Genomic DNA, 25,516 nt, shown 5'->3' on the forward strand with positions numbered 1-25,516 from the left:
GAGCGAAGTTTCCTTCGCTCACCGTCAAGCGATCAGCGCAGAAAAACCGTCCAGCCCATCCAGCTTGACCACCTGCTGGTTCATCGTTGCGGAGAAACCGGGCATTGGCAGGATATCTTTCACCACGACGCCTTTCGGCAGCAGGAAATCCACTGGCTCCCTCGTCAGGTTGAACACGAAAAGCAGGCTTTCGCCCGCCTTGCTGCGGGTGAATGCCAGAACATCCTGATTGCTGTCCAGGAAGGTCATGTCACCATCAATCAGTGGACCATGGCTTTTGCGGAACGCCAGCGTTTCCCGGTAATGATGCAGCACCGTATCCGGCTTGCGCTCCTGCCCGTCCACCGCCAGCAGACCATGATCATAGGGCACCGGCAACCACGGCTTTTCCGCCGTGGAGAACCCGGCATTGGGGCTGCCTGTTTCCCAGACCATTGGTGTGCGGCATCCATCCCGGCCCTTAAATGCCGGCCAGAAGCGAATGCCATAGGGGTCACGCAAATCCTCAAAGGCAAGTTCGGCTTCCGTCAAACCGAGTTCCTCGCCCTGATAAAGGCAGATAGAACCGCGAAGGCTGGCCAGCACCGAAAATGCCAGTTTGGCAATATGCTCGCGCTCCGCACCGCTTTCGGTGAAACGGCTGACATGCCTGACGACATCATGATTGGAAAAGGCCCAGCACACCCAACCATCCGTTACAGCCTTGTGGAAACCATCGACCGAGTTGCGAATGTGCTCAGCGGTAAAATCCGGGCCTAGAAGGTCGAAGGTGTAACACATGTTCAGCTTGTCATTGCCGGATGTGTAGGCCGCCACAGTTTTGAGTGAGCGCGCACCGTCGCCAACTTCACCCACCGTCATGCGGCCGTCATAGCGGTCCAGCAGCGTGCGGAACCGCTTGAGAAACTCGATATTCTCGCTCTGGGTCTTGTCATAGAGATGGTTCTGCATGCCGTATGGATTGACATCAGGCGCATCCAGACCAAAAGCGCCTTCTTCATCCAGCGGCGGGTTGTTGCGCAGCGCCTTGTCGTGAAAATAATAATTCACCGTGTCCAGACGGAAGCCATCAACGCCGCGATCCAGCCAAAACCGGACGGTGTCCAGCAAGGCATCCTGCACTTCCGTGTTATGGAAATTCAGGTCAGGTTGCGAGGTGAGGAAGTTGTGCATGTAATATTGCTTGCGAACGCCGTCCCACTCCCATGCTGGTCCGCCAAACACTGACAGCCAGTTGTTGGGTGCCGTGCCATCCGGCTTCGGATTGGCCCATACGTACCAGTCCGCCTTGGAGTTCGTCCGGCTGGCTCTGCTGTCCACAAACCACGGATGCTGGTCGGACGTGTGGGATATCACCTGATCGATGATCACTTTCAGTCCAAGACGGTGTGCCTCGGCCACCAAAATATCAAAGTCATCCAGCGTGCCGAAAAGCTTGTCGACGTTGCGGTAATCGGAAACGTCATATCCCATGTCCGCCATGGGCGAGGTAAAGAATGGCGATAGCCAGATACCGTCGACACCAAGAGATGCAATATAGGGCAACCGCTTCGTCACGCCGGGAAGATCACCGTAACCGTCGCCGGTCGTGTCCTGAAAAGACCGTGGATAGACCTGGTAGATAACCGCTCCCCTCCACCAGTCTGCATTGATAACGGGCTTGATAGCGGAGGTATTCGGTTGCGTCATGAAAAGGCTCCCTGAAACAGTGAGGGTAACGATATAGGCGCGCCTCCCATCCGTAAACCACACTTAAGATTGAACAACGCAGAGACCGCAAGAAAATGCCTTTGCCCTTGTCAGCCGGGCCAAGGCATCGTAATGGCCACACGTTCAACATATGCGGGAGGACATGGTTTTGGGCGGACGTTTTCTTTCAATCGGCGAATGCATGGTGGAACTCTCGCAAGCTGGCGACAATCTGCTGCGCAAAGGTTTTGCCGGAGATACGTTCAACACCGCATGGTATGCCCGCGCCTGTCTGTCCCGTGATTGGTCGGTCGATTATTTCACAGCACTGGGTGACGACCCACTCTCCGAAGAGATGCTGGCCTTCATCAAGCAGGCCGATATCGGCACTGACGCGGTAACCCGCATTCCCGGCGGCACACCCGGCCTTTACCTGATCAACCTCAAGAATGGTGAGCGCACCTTCAGCTACTGGCGCGGCATGTCCGCAGCCCGGCAGCTTGCCGCAGATGCAGACCACCTGCGCCGCACGATGGACGCCGCCGACCTCATTTATTTCTCAGGAATTACGCTGGCGGTTCTGGCAACCCCTGCTCATGTCGAAACATTCCTGTCCGAACTGCGCCGCGCCCGTGCGGCGGGCAAGATCGTCGCCTTCGATCCCAACATCCGTCAGCGCCTGTGGGCCAACAAAGATGTGATGTTGCAGACAATCACCGATGGCGCACGCGCCGCCTCCATGGTCATGCCAAGCTTTGATGACGAAGCTACCAATTTTGGTGATGCATCGGTTGAAGCAACGATTGAGCGCTACCGCAGCCTCGGCGTTGCAAACATCGTGGTCAAGGATGGTGCAGCAGGTGCAACGCTGGACTTCGAGGGCGTTCGAAGCTTCGCGCCCGCCCATGAGGTCAGCGATGTCGTTGACACGACCAGCGCTGGCGACAGCTTCAACGGTGCCTTCCTGGCACGTCTCCTGTCCGGCGCGACACCCCAGGATGCAGCGGCATTTGCCGCCAAGGCCGCAGCAACCGTTATCGGCCATCACGGCGCCCTCATAAGCCCTGACCTGCTGCCTCTCATGGGCTAACAAGCCTACCGTTGCCCTGACATGATCCTGTAACACGCGCACGCCATAGAGGGATTAAATCCCGCAGGCGGATTCGCAAGCGCGGGTAAAAACAGGATCGGCGCAGCAATGACGAGAATTACCATTGTCACGGATGCCTGGCACCCGCAGGTCAACGGCGTGGTCCGCTCGATTGAAAACACCAATGCGGAACTACAGCGCATGGGTGTTGAGGTGTGCATGGTCACGCCGCAGAGCTTTCACAACGTGCCTTGCCCGACCTATCCGGAAATTCGCCTCTCGGTCACAAGCTACCGCCACGTTGCGCAGGAAATTGAAAAAAGCCAGCCATCCTATGTGCATATCGCAACAGAAGGCCCGCTTGGTTTTCTGGCACGCCGCTGGTGCATCAAGAACCATATGCGCTTCTCCACCAGCTACCACACCCGCTTTCCAGAATATGTGGCTGCCCGTTTCCCCGTGCCGGAAAGCTGGCTTTATGCCTTCGTGCGCTGGTTCCACAATGGTGGCAATGCCTGCATGGTGGCCACACAAAGCCTTGAAAACGAATTGGAAGATCGCGGCGTTCGCAATCTCAAGCGCTGGAGCCGCGGCATCGATCTGGCGCAATTTCACCCACGCCAGCGACGTGAAGCGCCGTTTGATCTGCCGCGCCCGATTTTCATGACCGTTGGTCGTGTCGCCGTTGAAAAAAACCTGCCGGACTTTTTGAAGCTCGACCTGCCCGGTTCCAAGGTGGTGGTGGGTGATGGCCCAGCCCGCACTGATCTTCAGGCACAATTCCCAAATGTTCACTTCACCGGGACCAAGACAGGTGAAGACCTGGCCGACGCCTATGCGCAGGCTGATGTGTTCGTGTTCCCATCCAGAACAGATACCTTTGGCAATACCATTCTGGAAGCACTGGCCAGCGGCGTGCCGGTTGCCGCCTATCCGGTCACCGGCCCAATCGATATTATCGGCCCGAATTCCAAGGCTGGTGCCCTGAACCGCAATCTGCGGCAGGCCTGCTTGGATGCGCTTGAGTGCTCGCCGAAGGACGCCATAGCTCTTGCCAGAACCTATTCCTGGGAAAAGGCATCCAAGCAGTTTCTGGACAACGTCACGGCTGCCGCCAACAATTGCCTTCCGGATTTTCGAGCAACGCCGGCGATCTAGGATCGTCTGTCAGCAGATTGCAAAATGAAGTGCTGGACGAAACGCTTGCGGGCTGTCACAAGACGGGCTGGACGCGACTGCCGTTATTGAGAACGGGGTCGGGCTGCTGATTGACGTCAGGCGGCTGCCACGAGATCACGATGGCCGTCCAACTTAACTCCCCTTTCCCTGAAAGCTCCGTCTTCTAAATCCCCTTGTTATGTGTGCAGCATGTAGCAATTCATGTGCTCGGCCCTATATAGAGAACCGTAGCTGATTGCGTAATAAAAACAGGGCCATGCATATGAAAGACCTTCAAGGGAAAACCGTTGTTGTCACCGGCGCAGCACGAGGATTGGGGGCGGCCTTTGCACTTGCGTTTGCCGATGCCGGTTGTGATCTGGTGCTGTGTGGCCGGCGTCTTGCCGACCTTGAAGACATGGCCGACATCATCACAAAGCGTGGCGGCACGCGCCCTTTAGTTGTCGTGCTTGATCTTGCCAATTCTGACAGTGTAAGCCGCGCGGTCACAGACATCAGTGAACGCACATCCAAGGTCGATATTCTCATCAACAACGGCGCCATGTGGCTCGAAAGCAGCGATACACCTTACGCCGCAGATGCTGTGCTGACCACGATCAACGCGGCAATATCAGGCACATTTCTGTTCACACAAGGCTTGTTGCCACGCCTGGAAAGCTCAGACAGACCAGATGTCGTCACGATAGGGTCAATTAGCGGCCTGCCCAATGCCGCACTGCAGAGTGTGTCGGTACCGTTTTATGCAGCCAAGCGCGGACAGACAGCGTTGGCTGATGGTTTCCGGCAGAGTTTTGCTGGCACAAGCATTCGCTCGATCGCCGTTCACCCGCCATACCTCGATGATATCAGCCCTGATCAGGACGATTGGCAGCAAGCGGCAGAGCGCCAAAAGGGTGAGCGCGGAACCAGCCGTGATGTAGTGGAAGCGGTGCTCTTTGCCGTGACCAGACCACGTCATGTGACGCTGAACATCACGATTGGTACGGATGATGGCGGTCTGTTTCCCGCTTAAGCCAGAGATCGAGACAATCGCGCGCCGTGTGAACAAATCCACGGCGCTCCACTTGCAGACATCACCAGGCGCCGGTCAGCGCATTACCAGACAGCGGAATGGTGTTTGTTTCACCATTATGATTTTTGGTGGAAATCGACGTCTGCATCTGCTTGGGCGATTTTCTGAACCATGTTGCGGCGATGCTGGCGAGATCACCGATCATCGCATGTTTATGCCAGTCAGCGAAGCGCTTGGCCGTTGCATCCGGTTCCGACTGGAAGAAGAAGTCGCCGGATTGGCCAAGATCGTTGATCGACTGCGCCATCGCGGACAGCGGCCGCTGAAACATCTTGGAAGGCAACGACAATTCTGGCGCAGCCTGGCTAAATGCCGGAGCCATGAAGTCGATCGCCCAGCCATCAGCCTCAACCCAGCAGTGAAAGTTTTCGCCAGCTCCAGTCACGTAACCATCTTCGCGATGGTCGGCAAACAACAGCATCGTCCCACCAAGATTAAAAGCTGCAAGGCCGCCCTTGGGTTTGGCCTTGACCTTGAATTGCTGTTCGAGAATGAACGCACCAAAGGTGCTGAAATACATCGATGCGGATGCCGGATTGGCATTTTCGTTGATCAGCAGACTGTTGATGACACGGTAAATCCGGTGATAGTCGCTCTGCTTGATCAGCATTGTCTTGTCTTCCGTTAGAATGGGACGGTCAGTCTGCACCACCATCATCCCCAGCCCTTTGCCGGGGTTTCGTCATTGCCATGGATCAAACCACCACTGATCTGCGGGTCGAACCCGCAGATGGCACTGAGTGTCTGGCATGCCTGAAGCTTAAATGAAGCGGCAGATTACCGCTTCTTTTTGGCCTTGTTCTCGAACGGGTTGTCCGAGCCACGGTAATGCACACGGATCGGCACACCCGGCATGTCGAAATCATTGCGCAGGTTGTTGACCAGATAACGCGTGTAGGATTCCGGGATCGACTCTGGTCGTGTGCAGGAAATCATGAATGCAGGTGGACGGGCCTTTACCTGCGTCATGTATTTCAGCTTCAGACGACGGCCGGAAACGGCTGGCGGTGGGTGATGCGTGGTCTGCGATTCCAGCCAACGGTTCAGCTTTGCTGTCGAGATACGGCGGTTCCACACCTTGTCCGTATCGACAATATTCTGCATCAACCGGTCAAGTCCGTAGCCAGTCTGGCCCGACATCGGAACAGCGCGAATACCACGCGCCTGTGGCAGCAACCGTTCGGTCTTTTCACGCAAGTCAGCAAGGTACGCCTGAGGGTCTTCAACCAAATCCCACTTGTTGAATGCCAGCACCGCTGCACGACCCTCGCGAATAACGAGGTCCACAAGCTGCAAATCCTGCTTTTCAAATGGGATGGTGGAATCGAATACGATCACCACGGTCTCCGCAAAACGGATGGAACGCAGGGAATCGGCAACCGAGAGCTTTTCCAGCTTTTCCGTAACCTTGGCCTTGCGGCGCATGCCAGCCGTATCAAACATCTTGATGCTGCGTCCGCGCCAGTCCCACTCGACAGAGATACTGTCGCGGGTAATGCCGGCTTCCGGACCAGTCAACAGGCGGTCTTCACCGAGGAAGCGGTTGATAAGTGTCGATTTACCGGCATTTGGGCGGCCGATGATCGCAACGCGAAGCGGCTTGGTTTCATCGTAAACCGGCTCTTCTTCGTCTTCGTCCTCGTCTTCACCGCGTTCGGAGCGAGGAATGACAACGTCGGTTTCCGCCTCATCGTCTTCAGACGGAAAGGCCATGTCTTCGCCAATGGCTTCGATGATCGCGTCGCGCAAATCATGCATGCCTTGGCCGTGTTCAGCGGAAATAGGTGTCGGTTCGCCAAGGCCTAGAGTGAAGGCATCATAATAGCCACCATCAGAACCGCGCGCTTCAGACTTGTTGGCCACCAGCACAACTGGTTTACCACGACGACGCAGCATGGTTGCCAGGGTTTCGTCTGCCGGTGTCAAACCATACTTGGCATCGACCACGAACAGCGTCAGGTCCGCCTCTTCGATCGCAGCCTCGGTTTGTGCCCACATGCGACCCTGCAGTGTCTCGGGGCCGGACTGTTCAAGACCTGCGGTATCAATGATCGTGAAGCGCAGATCATCAAGCCGTGCTGCACCCGGCCTGCGGTCGCGGGTCACGCCGGGCGTGTCGTCCACAAGCGCCAGCTTCTTGCCAACCAGACGGTTGAAAAGCGTCGACTTTCCGACATTGGGGCGCCCTACGATGGCGACGGTGAAGCTCATGGTGCGTTCTTCCTTGGGGTATATGTTTCTTACGGCGCCTTGCCGGAAGCAGCAATGTTGTCGAGCATGATCTGGGCGCGGTTGGCAACATTCCGCGGTGCCTGTGCGTCGGTGGTGATCTGCTGGAACCAGTCTCTGGCCTTCACGAAATCACCCGCCTTATAGGCGGCAAGACCAAGAGCCTCGCGTGCCGAGCTGCGGAACGCCTGGCTTTCGCCAGAGAGAACCTCAACCTGGGCAGACACCTGATCATAGCTGCCATTGTCGACCAGCAGCCATGCCGCGCGGATCTTGGCAGCGTCACGGAACACTTGCGGAGCAGATGTGTCATTGCCGATAGCGGTGAACGCTTCGGTAGCAGCCGTTGCGTCACCCTTCTGGGCCTGTAGTGTTGCCGAGCGGAACTTGGCCAGAACCGGGTAGGATCCGTGGCCAGCCGTCTCAAGTGCAGCCAGTGCTGCCAGTGCATCATCAGGCTTGTTTTCAGAAGCCAGCTTCATAGCAGCGATAAATTGGTCACCGGAGTTGGAGGCACGGTTGCTGTTCCAGTATTCGTAAATACCAGCGCCCGCAGTTCCCAGCACAATCAATACCGCGCCGCCGATAACAACGATGCCGTATCTGCTCCAGAAATTCGTCATCTTCTCCGAACGAAGCTGCTCGTTCACTTCGCGGATGAAGGTGTCATTTTCATTTGCCATCGAATTCTCCGTAGCCGCATATCCGCATCGATATCCATCGAGAAGGATGAACGGTTATGACTTCACGCTGAAACTTGCCTGTCGGGCACTGAACCGCAGGCATTTGTTCGGCCTTCTAGCGCATTTTGCCTTTTATGTAAGGGGGAAAGCGTCACTTTCCTGTCAGTGACGCCCCATCAGTACATAGATTTTAAAGCGCAAGCGGCTGAACGCCAATCAGCCATTCGTGCAACTTGAATATAAACGCCGCCCAAAGTGCAACCCCTCCGACCACGGCAATCAGGTCATAGCGAGCAGAAACGAAGCCCGGGCGCACCAGCAGACCTGCCCGCTCCCGCCGTTTCAGCGCAATACGCATCACCACACCCCAGGCCAGACACGCTGCAAACAGAATGACCGACGATGTTTCGCCATTGGCAAGCAGGTGCGACAGCGCCCAGATTTTAACCGAAAGAACCAGTGGGTGTTTGGTCTTGGTTGCAATGTGCCCCGGCGGAAGAAGGCTTGCCACAAGACAGATCATCGCGATCAACATCAGCGTCAGCGCAATGTGGCTCATCCAGACCGGTGGATAATACAGCATACCCGTGACCTGCCGGGCCTGACCGAAAGCATAGATCACCAGCACAAGCGTTATGACGCTGGCAACGGAATAAAGTCCCTTCCATGCACCAGCGCCCAATCTGGCAATTGCGGCATCCCGAAAGCCCGGTGCAACGATGCGCACCAGGTGGGTGGCGAAGAACAAGCAAAGACAGAGTACGAGCAGCAGCATGGGAAAATCCTCGAAAACAAGCGGCGTTTCAGCCGGATAATTGAGATCGTTAGCACGACCTTGCTATAAGAAAATCACAAAAATGCCAGACAATTCAAAGGTTCGCCTTATTCCGGCGGCACAAGGCCCTGTCACGGCAGTTTTTCTCCTGCTTCAAAACATGGGCGACTTCGCCCGCGCCTTTAGAACATGCATGTCGATTGGTCCTGAAATGTTGCGTAAAATCCTTGTTGCTTCGCTTCTCTGTTCGGTTTTCTCATCTGCGGCACTCGCTGAGGAACAGCCGCGCAAGCAATTTGTCATCGTGTCGTTCGATGGCGCAGGCGACAACACGCTGTGGGACCGCAGCCGTGCGACATCAGCCGAGACTGGTGCAAAATTTACCTACTTCCTGTCATGTACCCTCATCATGGACTACAAAACCGGCAAGGCGACCTACGAGGGACCGGGCAAAAAACTCGGCCGCTCGAATGTCGGTTTCGGCCAGACTGTTCAGGAGGTGGAAACCCGCCTCAACAACATCTGGCAGGCCCATCAGGAAGGCCATGAAATAGCCAGCCACGCCTGCGGCCACTTTGATGGCAAGGACTGGACGGCAGCCGACTGGGAAGCTGAATTCGAGACGTTCAGCAAAACGCTTGAAAACGCGTGGGAGATGATTGGCAAAAAAGATGCCGAGCCGCAAGGTTGGCGGGAATTTGCCAAAACCGACATCAAGGGTTTCCGTGCCCCTTACCTCTCGCAAAGCGATGGCCTGACTGCAGCCGAAAAGAAACACGGTTTCATTTATGATGCGAGCCTTGTGACCAAAGGCCCGCAATATCCTGTTACGGCCAAGGATGGCATGACCCGCTTTGGTCTGCCACTGATCCCCGAAGGACCGAACAGCCGCCCGATCATTGCCATGGATTATAATCTGTTTGTGCGCCATTCCGTCGGCGTAGAAACACCCTCCAAGGCTGCGGAATTCGAGGAGCGCGCCTATAAGGCGTTTCGCGCCGCTTTCGACAAACAATACAATGGCGAGCGCATTCCCCTGCAAATGGGCTTCCACTTCGTGAAAATGAATGGTGGCGCCTATTGGAATGCCTATGAGCGTGTATTGCGGGAAGTCTGCAAAATGCAGGATGTGTCCTGCGTTAATTACGCCAGCTACATGGAAACCTTGAAGGCTGAGAAGGCGGAACAAAAACCTTTGGCAGGTTCGTCTTTCTAAAACCGCATCCCCGCGATCATCCATTAGGGATTCTCAGAATTAATGCCTTGATACAAGGCAATAAAAAACCCGCCTCAAAGGCGGGTTTTTGTTTGATGGAGAGGCTTATGGGCGGTTGGCAGCCATTTCACCGTCTGCAGCTTCACGCTCCAGATAGCGCTGGTCGATCTCAGGCAGAGCATCACCTTCGATTGCAGCTTCAAACGCCACCAGACGTTTGCGGATCGACATGAGTTCGATGATCGTCGACCATGAACTGACCAGATACTGGAAGCTGTCGCTGACCTGACCGAAGGCCGTCGCAATCTGCTGCCAGATGCCCATGGTGATACGGCCTGCAACAAAGGTTGGAATAAGCATGAAGTTCAAGAAAATAGCGTCCAGCTGACCATACGTGTAACGGGCAACGTTAAAGTAGAGATAATGCCAGTACATGCGGAAATAGTTTTTACGCACGTTACCGAACAATTGCGTCATCGTGACAGGATCCGCACGATCCTCATGATCTTCGCCATAGACCAGTTCCTTGCGGAACGCCGCTTCCACGCGCTGATTACGGAATTGCAGACCTGGAAGCTTGATGCCGACTGCCGCCAGCAAAACCGTGCCGAATACAGACCAAATAATCGCCAGCCAGAACAAAGAATGTGGAATTGCACCAAACAGCGGCAGATCACCGACATGTTGTGACATGGCGAACAGAAGTGGCAGGAACACCACCAGCGTCATGATCGAATTAATCAGCGCAACGCCAAGCCCTTCGATGATATTGGCAAACCGCATCGTGTCTTCTTGCACACGCTGGGACGCACCTTCGATGTGGCGCAACCGGTCCCACTTGGACAAATAGAAATTATTCATCGCCGTGCGCCAACGAAAGACATAGTGGTTGGTGAAGAACGCTGTGATAACGTTGAGCGCCACGTTCACCATACCGATTTCCACGAAGCGCAATTGCAGATCGTAGAACTGCCCGGTTGTTATTCCCGGCTGCTTGGACAAGGCATTTTGTAAGAGATCGAAAAACGGACCGCGCCAGTTATTCAGCGCGACGGAAACCTGTACGCTGAAATAAGCAATAAAAATAATAAACGCCGACCCCCAGATAGACCAGTTGGTCCATGGATGATCTTTGGCAATTGTCTTCCACGCCGTTCCAAAGATCAGAACGAAAATGGTGAAGTACATGTAGAACCACAAATTGTCTGGCGAGATGAAATAGGCCAGACCGATCGGTGCTGTTTCACCTGGTGCCAGCGGCGGCATGCCAAGTGCCGCACCCATTTGCGGGCCGACCAGATACCACACGGCTATACATATGGCAGCCCATACGACGGCAGACGTGAAGAACAGTTTCGGATTTGGGAAAAATGAATGGAACACGTTTGGAACTCACGCGGACGTTAGGGAGCGGCCGGAATTGGCGAAGCAGTCAAGGTATGGAAAATACGGCAGAAATCAGCGTACAGCAATCAACCATCCGCATCCTTACCAACTTGTAACTGAAAAACCACCAAAACCTGATGTTTGACGCTTACCGCATCAATCCCGCATACGGGCAACCGGCACCATCAACAGCATGGCAACACCAAGTGCAGCAGCAGCCAATATGGTTGGTAGCGTGAAATTTCCGGTGAACTGCGCCACCCATCCGCCAACCAAAGGCCCGGTAATCTGGCCAATTCCAAATGCAGCCGTCATGAATGAAAAAACGCGCCTCGGGCTGTGCGGCGAAAACTGCCGCCCCAATTGCAGGCCATATGCTGTTACGACCATGAATGTCAGGCCAAACAATAGCCCGCCGAAAAGCGCACCCACGACAGGTGGCAACAGTACGGATGCAAGAACACCGACAACTTCAATTGCGAGGGCCATGACGAAGGTCCAGCGATGCCCGATGAGTTTTGCAACCGGTCGCCAGATGTAAAGAGAAATTGCACTGGCGCTACCCGTGATAAACCATGCCAGACATTCTACCAGTGCGCCCCCATCGGCCATTCGCACAATGGTGATCAGAAAGGTGGCGGTAATCACATAACCAAAACCGAACAGACCATAGGCAATGGTCAGCAACACCAATGGCATGCGCCAGCGTATTGGCGGCTCAACAGTTGCTACTGCGGTGCGAGGTGGACCAGAGGGTAAAACACGCGCCACGAAGATGAAGGCAATAAAAACGAACACCGCCCCGACAATCCATTCCGCTTGCCACGACGCGCCCTCCCCGTGCAGCAGCGAACCGATAACAAAAACGAGAAGTGACGAAACGGCAATGCCGACGCCAACGCCAGCAAAATGCAAAGACTGCACATCTTCCCGCCCGGCTGCAGTGGCGTGGCCGATAACGATCTGCGACGTGAAGATCATTGCCAGAGCGCTGGCCATACCGGCCAGAAAACGAATGAGAATAAAGACTTCGACTGCACGCGTCATGGCCATGGCCAACAGCAGCAGACCGGTGGCCAGCATTCCGCCAAGCGCCACCAGTTTTTCACGTCCGTTCGCCCAACCGTAAGCGGCAAGAATGGCACCCAGCAGATAACCGGCAAAGTTACCTGCGGCAATCAACCCTGCATCAGAAGCCTTGAGCGACAGGTCGCTGATCATGCCGGGCAGGACTGGCGTATACAAAAAACGCCCGAAACCTTGCGAACAGGCCATGGCCAGCGCGCCGGCAAAGCCGATCAGCAGGACACGCGAATGGGATTGTGCGGCACCGTCAGTCATGTCGCGTCTATGGCAGTGCAGCATGGGTCAGGCAAACCATTTATTTTGATGGCACCTGCCAATGCTATTGAACCCGATAAGTTGGCGCTGATAAGCAGCCAGCCTATTTCGAAAGTGCCACCAACCGGTCAAGCGCGGTGGAAAACCCTTTCAATGACAGGCCCAACAGCACATTCTGCCCGCTGTCATGGGCTTTGGCGACCAGCTTGACATTACTGCCACCCCGCAAGGTTTGCAGAGTGGGTGCATCAAGAAGCACTTGTACGATACAGCCCGTTGGCAAGCAGGTTGCAAAAGGTGACGGGTTCGACACCACGCCATCATCGACCTGAACCGTCACACCCGCCGCCAGCTGCAGTCCGAATGGCAGAATAATCGTTCCACGTATTTGGTCATTCTGGTCAGTGCTAATTTCGGCTGCAATGACCAACTGCTTGGTATCGTTCTTGCGTTGTTGTTGCGTCATCAAACAAATTTGTTTTGCCTCAGCCTTTGAACACAGCACGATCCAGTCGCCATGGGTTTCGTTGACGGAGAAGGCATTGTTACCTGCCGCCGCTGGTGTCTCTGTTTGCGCTACCACGATGGATGGCTGTGTCACGAACGACAGCAGAGCGACTGCGGCAGCCGCCTTTATGTTTTTTCCAAGCATGCAGGCACCTGTCATTATTCTGAACGTCCAGCGCCACCTATAAGCGACTGGACGTTCAGAATTGCATTAAATCAAAAACGAACCTGTAACTTGGCGTTGACGCCATGATCATAGGCTTTGGAGCTGAACTGCCCGGTATAGGATATGCTTAAGGTCGAGGCCGACGAAAGTGCAAAATCCATTTCCGTTTGCACAATCGCCGTATTTCTGTCCAGTGGCGTGCCAACCACTCTGAAGCTGTCGCCGGAGGAGAACCGGGCAGTGGTTTCAGGCTCCACATCACCAAAGGCGTAGATCCAGCCAAGGGAGCCACGCAGTGTGGCCGGAACAGACGCGACATCAAGATCGCTCGACGCGCGGACCCCAAGTGTCGTGTAGGTGGTGTTCAAATCGGTCTTACCCATGGTCAGGGCGGAAAGGCCACCGGTTTCGGTAAAGCCATCGGTCTTTACCCGCATATGGCTCAGGCTGACGAAGGGTTCGAATGATGCAGGTGCGACATCGATACGATAGCTCAGTTCGCCAAACATGTTGAGCGTGCTGGCATCATAGTCAGCTCTCAGCGTTTCACCGAGAAAATCAACCTCGCGCACCGTGTCGACCCTGTGCCAAGTGTAGTTGATGCCAGTACGAAACGAGATGGCATCCCATCGGCTACCGGCATAGACACCGAGATGGTAGTTGTTGCTGTCGCCGTCACTATCTGACGTGTCGAATGATGACCGGCTGTAGCCACCAAACACACCGACGCGCCAATTGTCGGAGATGCCAGCGTCGCCACCGATCAACACACCCGCATTGGAAATATCGGTATCGGGACTGCCAGTCAGACCATCAACCTTGCCCCAGGAACCAAAACCGTTTGTCCAGACGGAGAACCGGTCCTGATCGAAAACATCCGTTTTCTTCTCGAAGGATGCAAACTGGCCGCTTTTCGCCGGTCTTGTTTCTTCGGCGTAGCCGAGGGCTGGAACGGAGGGTGCAGCAACCCCATCGGTCATGGAGCGAATACGGCCATTCACCGTGTTGTTGACTGATTGGGCCGTCTGGAAAAAGGCGGCACGCGGTGCGGTATGAGTTTCGCCCGACAATTGCCGCAGTGCCTCTTCCTGCTCACTGTCAGGCACGGAACCGAGCGAAGACCACAGACCACCAGGCGCGCTACCGGATTGCAGAACAGACAGCACCGAAGACTGGTTTGGCGTCAAATCAGACCCGCCATTGCCAACACTGACGGTTGAGAGAAGCGAAACAATACCATTGTCATAGGAGATTTCGTAATTGGACAAGCCACCCCAATCAATGGTGGAAAATGTTCCGGTCACACTCGTTGCCTTCAGGATGGTGTATCGGCTGGCATTCGCAGCCCCGGAAAGCGAAATTTGCAGCGACGTGCCGGGATTGATGGTCACGGCCCCGCCAGTCAACACCACCGCATCGCTGCTAAGACCTGACACCTGCACGACATAGGTTGAGCCGGTCGAAAAGGCGAGATCACCCACAACCGACAATGTCCCTCTGGAACCCACAAGACCGGGCGATAGTGTGCCACCATTGCCGATCGAAAGCGTGGACCCTGACTTGCCAACAGTGCCCGTGCCGCCCAGTGTGCCGTTGCTCAAAACGTCTATCATACCGCCGAGCGAACCGGTAACCAGCGCCGTTCCGCCGGAAATACTGGTGATGCCGCCAAGCGTGGCACTGTTGCCGGAAAACGTCGTCACACCAGAGAGATGATTGATGAAGCCGGTGCCCGAGATAGCGGACGAAAAATCATAGCTAGTATTTGTGTGATTGAAAACGAGCGTGCCTGAACCGGGACCGAACACCACCTGGGGAGACTCGATCTGTCCAGCAACACCAGCCGTATCGCCTGCCGCAGCGCCGATATTCAGCGTACCGGTTGAGCCTGCCAAATATCCAATTCGAACACCAGCAGCACCGGTTACCGCAATGGTGGCCCCATCCCGCACAGTTGCTTCACCGATGCCATAATAACCAACAGCTATGTAATTGGTGTTTACAAATCTGGTATCGGCTCCAGTCAAATCGAGAGTGCCGTTACCGGATGCCAAGAAGCCCAAAACAGCCGTATTGCTATTGAACGATGCTCCATCAGCCAGTTTGACCGTGCCAACACCAGAACTACCGACGGCTAGATAAATGTCAGAGGTCGTACCGTTTATTGTAAAGCTGCTGTCGGCTCCGGTGACTGTGATTGTCCCCTCAGCAGTCGATTTGTCACCGACGATTACTCGCTTGAAAGTATTGGTCGTAGCGCCGCCACCCACAGTCAGGCCACCCTCGCCCTCGTAACCAACAACCAATGCGCCGCCGGTGATAGACCATGTGGAATCGTCGCCGTCGATCAGTGCGGCACCAACGCCCCATCACCATAACCAATCGTTACAGCGTAATCTGTCGCTGTCGCGCCACCGCTGACCGTAAACTTGCCCTCACCTGTATGGCCGATAATTGTGGCTCCACCGCTGGCAGTCCAGGAACTACCATCACCATCAACGGTAAACGTACCCGACGAGCCGGCAAATTGGCCAAGATGCAGTGCATTGACGGTACTTGCAGATCCGCCATCTTCAATAAGGATCGTACCATCGCCGTAAAATCCTGCTGTAAGCCATCCAGTGGCCAAGGATGCATCTGCGCCCGAGATCGTCAGAGTGCCGATTTCACCGACGGCTTCGCCTACATTCAGACTGGTGCCCGTCAGACTGCCGTTACCCGAAATATCTAAGTAAATTTCGCTCACCGAACCAACGTAAAGATTGTTATAGCTCGCGGCATCGGTGATGCTCGTTCGCCCGTCGACGCCGGGAACCTTGATGTTCACAGTGCTTCCCGCCACTGGAATGACACCGCCAACCCAGTTTGCGGGATTGTGCCAATCGCTTGACGTGCCGCCAGCCCAATCAATGGCATAAGCTGGGAAACCGCTGCTAACAGCGACGACGAAAATAGCTGCTGATCCCAGCAACCTGCTTCGGTAGAACCTCATGCTCCCCCCGGAATAGACGATACACAACGCTTAGTGGCTGTCCTCCATCAGGTTTAAATTGATTTAACCTGACCCAACCACTGATTGCGTTAAGGCTTGCATATTTGGAGAGCGGTTGAAAGTTAGCAAATGGGAATATTCACCTTCTGGATGTGGTTATCCGGCGCGTAAAATAGAATTTATTACGCCGACGACTGAACATCTTGATATCACGTAACGGAAGATGGCGCGTATAGACCGGCCAAAAATCGATACAGAAAAGCACAAGTCGAAACGTGAGTCGGTGCGTTCAGCACCGTCTCCATCTCAAATGCAATCACTGCAAAATCAGTCAGCAAGCGTCAAAACGAGCGGACCATTTTTGGTCACCACAATCGTGTGCTCGAACTGGACGGTCGGAGCACTGGGATCGCTGTAAAGCGTCCAGGGATCATTATCGCCGTCTTCCGCCCAATAGGCACCGGTAGACAGGAAGGGCTCTACGGTAAACACCATCCCCTCTTCCATGATCCGGGTTTCATCCTTGTCCGGCCATGTCGCAAGTTCGCGCGGCTCTTCATGCAATGAGCGGCCAATGCCGTGGCTGGCAAGGTTGGTGATGAGGGTGTAGCGGTTCTTGCGGGCAAAGGCGCCAATGGCATTTCCGATATCAGCCATCGGCTTGCCGGTCTTTACCTGCTGCAGACCGGTCCACATGGCGCGTTTACCATCCCGGCACAGACGCTCGATTTCCTTTTTCACGGGCGGCACGGCGAAGGACGCGCCAGTGTCACCAAAGAAGCCATCCTTTACCGCAGAGACGTCGATATTGACGAGGTCACCTGGCTTGATGATGCGCACGCCGGGAATACCATGCGCCACTTCTTCATTGACGCTGATACATGTCGCGCCGGGAAACTGATAACAGAACTCCGGTGCCGATTGCGCACCATTGTCTTCCAGTATTTTACGACCGATATCGTCCAACTCGGCCGTGGTGATACCCGGCTCCAGCGCATCAGCCATGGTATTCAGGGCAACGGCACACAGGCGGCCGATTTCCTTCAGCTTCACCAATTCTTCTTCGGACGAGACGATCATAAAACTACCCGGACATGCGGATTGCGGTAGTTTGGCGCCGCAACCCTATACTTACATCATGCGGTGGCTTTCACCCTATCAGCGCTGCCAGTCAATTCTTTTCTGACAATCGGCGCGACTTTCGTACCGTACAACTCGATACCGCGCATGATCTGATCGTGCGGCATCAGGCCGATGGCCATCTGCAGCAGGAAACGATCATTCTTGAACACGTCATGTGCTTTGATGATTTTTTCCGCAACCAGTTCTGGCTCACCTAAGAAGAGATTGCCTTCCGACCCACGCGCCATGTCGAAATGGGCACGGCTGGTTGGGCCCCATCCGCGTTCACGACCCAGCCGGTTCATAACCTCTGCCTGCGGACCATAGAACTGGTCAGCGGCAAGATCGGTGGTGTCGGCAATAAAGCCATGCACGTTAATGCTGGTTTTCTGTTTGGTCTCCGGCTGGCCAGCGCGGCGGGCCGCTTCGCGGTAAAGATCAAACAGCGGTGCAAACCGACGGTATTCGCCGCCGATAATCGCAAGCGCCACCGGCAGGCCCATTGCTCCTGCTCTTGCGACGGATTGCGGAGTGCCGCCAACGGCAATCCACACCGGCAACCTTTCCTGCAAGGGGCGCGGATAAACACCACGGCCATTGATCGGCGTGTGTTTGTTGCCAGACCATGTGACAATCTCGTTTTCACGCAGGGTCAGTAGCAGGTCGAGTTTTTCAGCAAACAACTCGTCATAGTCTTCCAGATTATAGCCGAACAGCGGATAGGATTCGATGAAGGAGCCGCGACCGGCCATGATCTCTGCGCGGCCATTCGACAGCAGGTCAACTGTTGCGAACTGCTGGAAGACGCGGATCGGATCATCGGAGCTCAAAACCGAAACTGCGCTCGACAGTCGGATATTGTTTGTCTTGACGGCGGCAGCGGCCAGCACGGTGGATGGCGACGACACCGCATAGTCCGGGCGGTGGTGTTCGCCAAGACCGAACACATCCAGCCCGACCTGATCGGCAAGCTCGATTTCCTCGATAAGATTTTTAAGACGTCGTGCACCTTCCGGTCCCTTGCCATCCGGTGCGTTCGGATCGACATCCGCAAATGTGTAAAGACCGAGTTCCATGATCGATGCTCCTGTTTCTTCACGCAGAGATAGGCATCGCAAAAGACTATGGCAATTTCAAAATATGGAACGATCCGTTCGATGAAATGGATAGGAAAACTTTGCCCCGAAGCGGGCCGTAAGATCAGAGATGCGATTCTGTTTTCAAACACTTGGCAGCGTAACTTGAATCACTCTGCCAAGCAGTTTAATCAGAATTTGAAGTCTCTTCAGATTTGCTCCAACAGAGCCTCCAGTTGGTCGGCGGCTTTGCCCCAGCCTTCGTCGAAACCCATTTCTTCATGAGTCTTCTTGTCCTCAGCCGTCCAGTGCAGCGCCTTGGCGGTGTAGCGTGTCTGGCCGTTTCCAGCCTCCTCAAAACTCACATAACCGGTCATGAATGGCTTTTCGCTGGGCACCCATCCATCCTGATAGGCATCGGTAAACACGAGAAGCCGGTTGGGGACAACCTCAAGAAAAATTCCGTTATTGGGATAAACCTCACCATCCGGACCGCGCATGGTTACGTTAAAAACGCCACCGGACCGCAAATCCATTTCCACGTCGGAAACGGTATAGGGTCGCGGTGTGAACCATTCTTTCAAAAGATCAGGATCGGTCCACGCCCGATAAACCTTATTAGGTGGCGCATCAAATATACGGGTTAAGGACAGTTCATGTTCTCCCAGTTTTGGCATGCTGCTTCCTCCTCTGTGTGATGTCGGCCAACCGATACAAGCGCCGTCAGACCTTAACGAGCGTCCTGCGAACGGCGTTCCTCCACCCCTTCACTTTTGTTTTCCGGATACTGGTTTCCATTTTGGGTTCAAACCGCTTATCTCGCGACCACGCCTTTGCAAATGCATCCATGTCTGGCCACACACCAGCCCGGCTGCCCGCAAGCCATGCAGCACCAAGTGCGGTCGTTTCCAGAATGACGGGGCGATCAACCGGCGCATCGATAATGTCCGACAGTCGCTGCATCGTCCAGTCACTTGCGACCATGCCGCCATCCACCCGCAATACAGTCTCACCGTCGCCGTTATTTTTCCAGTCCTTGTGCATCGCATCCAGCAGGTCACCCGTCTGGAAACAAACGGCCTCCAATGCGGCGCGCGCAAACTCCGCGGGGCCAGTGCCGCGCGTCAGACCAAAGATCGCACCACGAGCTTCCGCATCCCACCAGGGCGCACCAAGCCCGACAAAAGCCGGCACCAGATAAACCTCCTGCGAAGGATCAGCCTTGTCGGCCAACTCGCCGGTCTGCGACGCTTTCTCTATGATCTTCAGGCCATCGCGCAGCCATTGCACGGCGGCGCCAGCCACAAAAATCGACCCCTCCAGTGCATAGGTCGTCTTGCCGTCCAGCCGGTAGGCTATCGTCGTCAACAGGCGGTTCTTGGAGCGCACAATGTCCGCGCCGGTATTCAGCAACGCAAAACATCCGGTACCGTAAGTTGACTTCAACATGCCCGGCGCAAAACACGCCTGCCCAATGGTGGCCGCATGCTGGTCTCCTGCAACCCCCAAAATGGGTATTTCAGCACCGAACAGATCTTTTTCGGTTGTTCCGAAATCGGCCGCACAATCCTTCACCTCGGGCAGCATGGCCTGCGGTACATCCAGAATGCCGAGCAGCTTTTCGTCCCAACGGTTTTTTTCGATGTTGAACATCAGGGTGCGCGAGGCATTTGTGGCATCTGTCACGAAGGATTTGCCGCCCGTCAGACGCCAGATCAGAAACGTATCAATGGTGCCAAAGCACAGTTCGCCCTTTTGTGCGCGTTTGCGTGCGCCCTTGATGTTGGACAACAGCCAGGACAATTTGGTGCCAGAAAAATAAGGATCGAGTAGCAGGCCGGTCTTGGCTGTAAAGGTCTTTTCATGCCCGGCTCGTTTGAGCTTTTCACAATCCTTTGCGGTGCGGCGGTCCTGCCAGACAATGGCATTGTGTATGGGCTTGCCACTTTCCCGCTCCCACACCACGGTTGTTTCGCGCTGGTTGGTTATGCCGATGGCAGCAATGTCAGCCGCCTTGATACCGGCCTTTTTAATCGCCTCCCTGATCGACCACAGCACGCTTTCCCATATTTCTTCGGGATCATGCTCTACCCAGCCGGACTTCGGAAATATCTGGCGAAATTCCTTCTGCCCTACCCCGGCAACCTGCATCTTTGCATCGAACACGATGGCGCGGCTCGACGTCGTGCCCTGGTCGATTGCAAGAATGTATTCACCCATAATTTTGCTCCTCACATGTCCCGTCGCAGGGAAATGCGCCTCGCCGTCATTGTCAACCCGCAGCCATATTAGGAAGCTGTGAAAACCCGATTGCCAGCCGCCCCTGTTTGAGCATACCTTCGATGCTCGCAATGCGTCATCAAGCACGCAGGGGAACATATATGACGAGAACAGTCATCGTAACCGGCTCAACGAGTGGTATCGGCCTTGGAATCGCGCAAGCTTTTGCAAGGGACGGTGCGAACATTGTCATGAACGGACTTGGCGATCCCGGTGAAATTGAAAATATTCGCCTGATGATGGAGGCGGAAAATGGGGTGCATGTCATCCACCACGCCGCCAATATGACCAAGCCGGAAGAGATTGCCGACATGGTGGCGCAAGCCGAACAAAAGTTCGGACGCATCGACGTACTGGTCAACAATGCCGGTGTGCAGCATGTGGCCCCGGTCGACGAATTTCCGCCGGAAAAATGGGACCAGATCATCGCCATCAATCTGACGAGTTCTTTCCATACCATGCACCGCACTATTCCGGTGATGAAGAAGGCCGGGAAAGGCCGCATCATCAACATTTCGTCGGCCCACGGTCTGGTTGCCTCACCGTACAAGTCAGCCTATGTGGCGGCAAAACACGGTATCATGGGCTTGACCAAATCCGCGGCATTGGAGCTGGCGGAAACCGGCATCACCGTTAATGCCATTTGCCCCGGTTACGTGCTGACGCCTTTGGTAGAACAGCAGATACCGGACATGGCAAAAACCAGCGGCATCAGCGAGGAAGCAGTTAAAAATGAGGTGCTGTTACGGCTGCAGGCCACCAAAGAATTTGTCAGCATTGAAGACATCGCAGCAACGGCAATATTTCTTGCCAGCGACGCAGCATCACAGATCACCGGAACACATATCTCGGTGGATGGCGGCTGGACCGCCCAATAAACCTGATAAAGAAGGCAATGCATGAACGACGCGATAAGCTTCATTCTTAATAGTCAGACCGTTTCCCTTGATGACTTCGGGCCAACGGACACTCTCCTTGACTATCTACGGCTGAACCGCAAACTGACCGGCACCAAGGAAGGCTGTGCAGAGGGCGATTGCGGCGCCTGTACGGTGTTGGTAGGCCGACTGATCGACGGATCGCTGCGCTATGAGAGCGTCAATGCGTGCATCCGCTTTATAGGCTCGCTGCACGGCACCCATGTCGTGACAGTGGAACATCTGGCATCAAAGGACGGCACTCTTCATCCGGTACAGCAGGCGATGGTGGATTATCACGGTTCGCAGTGCGGTTTCTGCACGCCCGGTTTCATCATGTCGCTTTACGGCCTGTGGCTTTCCGATGAAAAGCCTTCGCGCGCAGCGATTGAAAAAGCACTGCAAGGCAATCTCTGTCGATGCACCGGCTATGAGCCAATCGTGCGCGCCGCTGAGCACGTCTCCTCTGCCCGTCCAAGCGCCCTGTTCGATCCGCTGCAGCGTGACCGCTCGGAGATTGTCAGCCGCCTTTGGGCCATTGCGCAGAACGGCACGATCACCGTGGCCAAGGGAAATGAGCGCAGCATCATTCCCGGCTCGGTCACCGAACTTGCCGAAATCCTGAAGCAGGAACCGAAAGCCACCATCGTTGCTGGCAGCACGGATGTGGGCCTGTGGGTCACCAAACAGATGCGTGCCCTCAACCCTGTCGTCTTCATCAACAATCTCGCGGAACTGCAAACCATCGCAGCGGATGAAAATACCATCACCATTGGTGCCGGCGTAACCTACAGTCAGGCATTTGAAACCATCGCGGCCCGTATTCCGGCCTTCGCCCGTTTGATCGACCGTATTGGTGGGCAGCAGGTCCGCAACATGGGCACGATCGGTGGCAACATCGCCAATGGTTCGCCAATCGGCGACACACCGCCGGCCCTGATTGCACTTGGCGCGACACTGACACTGCGTGCAGCCAATGGTCCGCGCACCCTGTCGCTCGAAAAATATTTCATCGACTACGGCAAGCAGGATCGCCTGCCCGGTGAATTCGTGGAGAAGGTGACCATTCCTCTGCCCAAACAGGGCAGTCACTATGCGGTCTATAAAATCTCCAAACGGCGTGATGAAGACATCTCCGCACTTTGTGCCGCATTCCATCTGACGCTTGGCGAGGACAATACCGTCAGCGATCTCCGCCTTGCTTTTGGTGGCATGGCCGGCACCCCTAAACGGGCAGCCAATCTGGAAGCTGCACTTTCCGGCAAACCATGGACACAAGCCACCATCGACGAGGTCCGTGACACGCTGGACGAAGATTTCACCCCGCTGACCGACTGGCGCGCCACGGCCGCCTATCGCCAATTGACTGCCAAGAACCTGCTGACCCGCTTCTTCCTGGAAACCTCCGGCACCCCGCAGGAGATCAAGCGTTTCGAATTGCAGGAGGCCTGACCCCATGGACACCACAACATTCGACACCGCAAAAACCACGGTCGAGGGCCAGATGCACGGCTCGCTGCGACATGATTCAGCACATAAGCATGTGACGGGAAGTGCCGAATATATCGATGATATTCCCGAACCCGCAGGCTTGTTGCACGGCGGGTTGGGCATGTCCGATCGCGCCCATGCCACCATCACATCCATCGATCTTTCCGAGGTGGAAAGCGCGCCAGGTGTGGTCTGGGTCATGACGGCAAAGGATATTCCCGGTGAAAACGATGTGTCCTCCGGTGGCCGTCACGATGAACCCCTGCTGGCAGAAACCAAGGTCGAGTTTCATGGACAGTTGATTTTTGCGGTCTTTGCCGAGACCCGGGATCAGGCACGCCGTGCCGCCCGCAAAGCCAAGATCACCTATGAAGACCTGCCGCACTGGAGCGATATCGACAGCGCGCTGGAAAACAATGCCCCGCTGGTTGTTGACCCCATGACGCTGAAGCGTGGCGAAGCGGCACTCGAGATGGATGTTGCGCCGCGTCGCCTGACCGGCACGATGCGGATTGGCGGACAGGAGCATTTTTACCTCGAAAGCCATATCGCCATGGCCATTCCGGGCGAAGATGACGAAGTCACGGTGTGGAGCTCGACCCAGCACCCCAGCGAAATCCAGCATATCGTCAGCCACATCATGCAGGTGCCGTCCAATGCCGTCACCGTGCAGGTACGCCGCATGGGCGGCGGTTTTGGTGGCAAGGAAACGCAGGGCAACCAGTTTGCCGCCCTGTGTGCCATTGCCGCCAAGAAGCTCAACCGCGCCATCAAGATCCGCCCTGATCGCGACGAAGACATGAGCACCACAGGCAAACGTCATGATTTCCGGGTCGATTACGAACTGGGCTTTGATGATGAAGGCCGCATCCATGCTGTCGATGCCACCTATGCGGCACGCTGCGGTTTCTCCTCGGATCTTTCAGGCCCGGTCACCGACCGTGCCCTGTTTCATGCTGATTCCAGCTATTTCTATCCGCATGTAAGACTGACCTCGAAACCGTTGAAAACCCACACCGTTTCCAACACCGCCTTTCGTGGGTTCGGTGGCCCGCAGGGCATGCTGGGTGCGGAACGTTTTATTGAAGAAATCGCCTATGCAGTCGGCAAGGACCCGCTCGAGGTCCGCAAGCTGAACTTTTACGGCCAGCCGGAATCGGGGCGCACACTCACCCCCTATCATCAGGAGGTCGAGGACAACATCATCGCCCGCATCGTTGAAGAACTTGAACAGTCCAGTGACTATCAGGCACGGCGACAGGCGATCATCGAGTTCAACAAGACCAGCCCGATCATTCGCAAGGGCATTGCGCTGACACCGGTCAAATTCGGCATTTCCTTTACGCTGACAGCCTTCAATCAGGCCGGGGCATTGGTGCACATCTACAATGATGGCTCCATTCACCTGAACCATGGTGGCACGGAAATGGGCCAGGGCCTTTACACCAAGGTTGCCCAGGTCATTGCCGATGCATTCCAGGTCGATATCAGTCGGGTGAAGATTACCGCGACAACGACAGGAAAAGTGCCCAACACCTCGGCCACCGCCGCTTCATCCGGCACCGATCTCAACGGCATGGCCGCCTATGATGCTGCCCGTCAGATCAAGGAACGCCTTGTCCAGTTCGCCTGCGAAAAGTGGAATGTCGGACCGGAAGAGGTAACCTTCCTGCCAAACCGCATTAGAATCGGTTTGGAAGAAGTTGCCTTTAACGACTTCATAAAACAGGCTTATTTCGGTCGCGTGCAGCTCTCTGCCGCCGGCTTCTACAAGACCCCGAAAATCCACTGGGACCGTGCCGCCGGTCGAGGCAAACCGTTTTATTATTTCGCCTATGGTGCGGCAGTCTCGGAAGTTTCCATCGATACGCTGACCGGCGAATATATGGTAGAGCGGGCCGATGTGCTGCATGACGTCGGCAAATCCCTCAACCCTGCCATCGACATTGGCCAGATTGAGGGTGCCTTCGTACAGGGCATGGGCTGGCTGACCACGGAAGAACTGTGGTGGGACAACAAGGGGCGTCTGCGCACCCATGCACCGTCCACCTACAAGATACCGCTGGCATCTGACCGTCCCAAGACCTTCAACGTCAAGCTGGCGGAATGGGCTGAAAATGCCGAGCCAACCATTGGTCGTTCCAAGGCCGTAGGTGAGCCACCATTTATGCTGGCCATATCCGTGCTGGAAGCATTGTCCATGGCAGTTGCCAGCGTGGCCGATTACAAGGTCTGCCCACGACTTGATGCACCGGCCACACCGGAACGGGTGTTGATGGCCGTCGAACGCTTGAAGAAGGTATAA

At 55.4% G+C, this 25,516-nt stretch carries 21 protein-coding genes; 7 read left to right on the top strand and 14 right to left on the bottom strand.

Annotation, left to right across the window (positions count from 1 at the left end; translation table 11 throughout):
• Positions 1 to 24: 24 nt before the first annotated feature.
• Positions 25 to 1,689: a beta-galactosidase BglA gene (bglA, locus tag ACZ5FM_RS11385; protein ID WP_464038712.1), complete on the bottom strand. Its 1,665-nt coding sequence runs from the start codon at positions 1,687 to 1,689 to the stop codon at positions 25 to 27.
• Between the two features lie 169 nt (positions 1,690 to 1,858).
• Between bglA and ACZ5FM_RS11390 the strand changes: the two genes are divergently transcribed.
• The 3 genes from ACZ5FM_RS11390 (at position 1,859) to ACZ5FM_RS11400 (ending at position 4,970) form a co-directional block, all read left to right on the top strand.
• Positions 1,859 to 2,779, top strand: coding sequence for a sugar kinase (locus tag ACZ5FM_RS11390; protein ID WP_464038713.1), 921 nt, complete (start codon positions 1,859 to 1,861; stop codon positions 2,777 to 2,779).
• Positions 2,780 to 2,887: 108 nt separating this feature from the next.
• Positions 2,888 to 3,937, top strand: a complete 1,050-nt coding sequence (locus tag ACZ5FM_RS11395; protein WP_464038714.1) for a bifunctional monoglucosyl/glucuronosyl diacylglycerol synthase — start codon at positions 2,888 to 2,890, stop codon at positions 3,935 to 3,937.
• Between the two features lie 283 nt (positions 3,938 to 4,220).
• On the top strand, positions 4,221 to 4,970 hold the full coding sequence (locus ACZ5FM_RS11400) for an SDR family oxidoreductase (RefSeq protein ID WP_464038715.1): 750 nt from the start codon (positions 4,221 to 4,223) through the stop codon (positions 4,968 to 4,970).
• A gap of 61 nt (positions 4,971 to 5,031) precedes the next feature.
• On the opposite strand, the gene ACZ5FM_RS11405 is transcribed toward ACZ5FM_RS11400, so the two are convergent.
• The 4 genes from ACZ5FM_RS11405 to ACZ5FM_RS11420 form a co-directional block, all read right to left on the bottom strand.
• Entirely contained in the window at positions 5,032 to 5,640 is a 609-nt protein-coding gene (locus tag ACZ5FM_RS11405) for a DUF2026 family protein (protein ID WP_464040458.1), read from the bottom strand.
• Between the two features lie 167 nt (positions 5,641 to 5,807).
• Positions 5,808 to 7,241 (bottom strand): ribosome biogenesis GTPase Der, encoded by a 1,434-nt coding sequence (der, locus tag ACZ5FM_RS11410; RefSeq protein WP_259143640.1) that lies wholly within the window; start codon positions 7,239 to 7,241, stop codon positions 5,808 to 5,810.
• Positions 7,242 to 7,270: 29 nt separating this feature from the next.
• Complete coding sequence (locus ACZ5FM_RS11415; protein WP_192488360.1) at positions 7,271 to 7,942, bottom strand: tetratricopeptide repeat protein; 672 nt, start codon at positions 7,940 to 7,942, stop codon at positions 7,271 to 7,273.
• 190 nt (positions 7,943 to 8,132) lie between these two features.
• On the bottom strand, positions 8,133 to 8,717 hold the full coding sequence (locus ACZ5FM_RS11420; RefSeq protein WP_464038716.1) for an NnrU family protein: 585 nt from the start codon (positions 8,715 to 8,717) through the stop codon (positions 8,133 to 8,135).
• Between the two features lie 211 nt (positions 8,718 to 8,928).
• Between ACZ5FM_RS11420 and ACZ5FM_RS11425 the strand changes: the two genes are divergently transcribed.
• Positions 8,929 to 9,933: a polysaccharide deacetylase family protein gene (locus ACZ5FM_RS11425; protein ID WP_464040459.1), complete on the top strand. Its 1,005-nt coding sequence runs from the start codon at positions 8,929 to 8,931 to the stop codon at positions 9,931 to 9,933.
• A 105-nt stretch (positions 9,934 to 10,038) separates the two neighbouring features.
• Here ACZ5FM_RS11425 and sbmA read toward each other — a convergent pair whose 3' ends face one another.
• The 9 genes from sbmA to glpK form a co-directional block, all read right to left on the bottom strand.
• Complete coding sequence (gene sbmA / locus ACZ5FM_RS11430; protein WP_250981997.1) at positions 10,039 to 11,316, bottom strand: peptide antibiotic transporter SbmA; 1,278 nt, start codon at positions 11,314 to 11,316, stop codon at positions 10,039 to 10,041.
• 159 nt (positions 11,317 to 11,475) lie between these two features.
• Entirely contained in the window at positions 11,476 to 12,660 is a 1,185-nt protein-coding gene (locus tag ACZ5FM_RS11435) for an MFS transporter (protein WP_312945517.1), read from the bottom strand.
• Positions 12,661 to 12,763: 103 nt separating this feature from the next.
• A complete protein-coding gene (locus ACZ5FM_RS11440) occupies positions 12,764 to 13,312 on the bottom strand; it encodes an invasion associated locus B family protein (RefSeq protein WP_464038717.1) in 549 nt (182 codons plus the stop codon).
• 71 nt (positions 13,313 to 13,383) lie between these two features.
• Positions 13,384 to 15,639, bottom strand: coding sequence for an autotransporter family protein (locus tag ACZ5FM_RS11445; RefSeq protein ID WP_464038718.1), 2,256 nt, complete (start codon positions 15,637 to 15,639; stop codon positions 13,384 to 13,386).
• Positions 15,640 to 15,680: 41 nt separating this feature from the next.
• The gene (locus ACZ5FM_RS11450) at positions 15,681 to 16,325 is read right to left on the bottom strand and encodes a hypothetical protein (RefSeq protein WP_464038719.1); all 645 of its coding nucleotides are present in this window, start codon (positions 16,323 to 16,325) and stop codon (positions 15,681 to 15,683) included.
• A gap of 327 nt (positions 16,326 to 16,652) precedes the next feature.
• Positions 16,653 to 17,405 carry a type I methionyl aminopeptidase gene (map, locus tag ACZ5FM_RS11455; protein WP_250982001.1) on the bottom strand — a complete coding sequence of 251 codons (753 nt, stop codon included), beginning with the start codon at positions 17,403 to 17,405 and terminating at the stop codon, positions 16,653 to 16,655.
• A 56-nt stretch (positions 17,406 to 17,461) separates the two neighbouring features.
• Positions 17,462 to 18,523, bottom strand: a complete 1,062-nt coding sequence (locus ACZ5FM_RS11460; protein ID WP_464038720.1) for an LLM class flavin-dependent oxidoreductase — start codon at positions 18,521 to 18,523, stop codon at positions 17,462 to 17,464.
• A gap of 209 nt (positions 18,524 to 18,732) precedes the next feature.
• Positions 18,733 to 19,200, bottom strand: a complete 468-nt coding sequence (locus tag ACZ5FM_RS11465) for an SRPBCC family protein (RefSeq protein WP_464038721.1) — start codon at positions 19,198 to 19,200, stop codon at positions 18,733 to 18,735.
• A 46-nt stretch (positions 19,201 to 19,246) separates the two neighbouring features.
• Positions 19,247 to 20,743, bottom strand: a complete 1,497-nt coding sequence (gene glpK, locus ACZ5FM_RS11470; protein ID WP_464038722.1) for a glycerol kinase GlpK — start codon at positions 20,741 to 20,743, stop codon at positions 19,247 to 19,249.
• 161 nt (positions 20,744 to 20,904) lie between these two features.
• Between glpK and ACZ5FM_RS11475 the strand changes: the two genes are divergently transcribed.
• From ACZ5FM_RS11475 to xdhB, 3 genes are read left to right on the top strand one after another with little or no spacing between them, the layout of a single operon-like run.
• The gene (locus ACZ5FM_RS11475) at positions 20,905 to 21,681 is read left to right on the top strand and encodes a 3-hydroxybutyrate dehydrogenase (protein WP_464038724.1); all 777 of its coding nucleotides are present in this window, start codon (positions 20,905 to 20,907) and stop codon (positions 21,679 to 21,681) included.
• 21 nt (positions 21,682 to 21,702) lie between these two features.
• Positions 21,703 to 23,172, top strand: a complete 1,470-nt coding sequence (gene xdhA, locus ACZ5FM_RS11480) for a xanthine dehydrogenase small subunit (protein WP_275641732.1) — start codon at positions 21,703 to 21,705, stop codon at positions 23,170 to 23,172.
• A 4-nt stretch (positions 23,173 to 23,176) separates the two neighbouring features.
• Positions 23,177 to 25,516 (top strand): xanthine dehydrogenase molybdopterin binding subunit, encoded by a 2,340-nt coding sequence (gene xdhB, locus ACZ5FM_RS11485; RefSeq protein ID WP_275641733.1) that lies wholly within the window; start codon positions 23,177 to 23,179, stop codon positions 25,514 to 25,516.

Source organism: Agrobacterium sp. 5Ca50 (assembly GCF_055381905.1).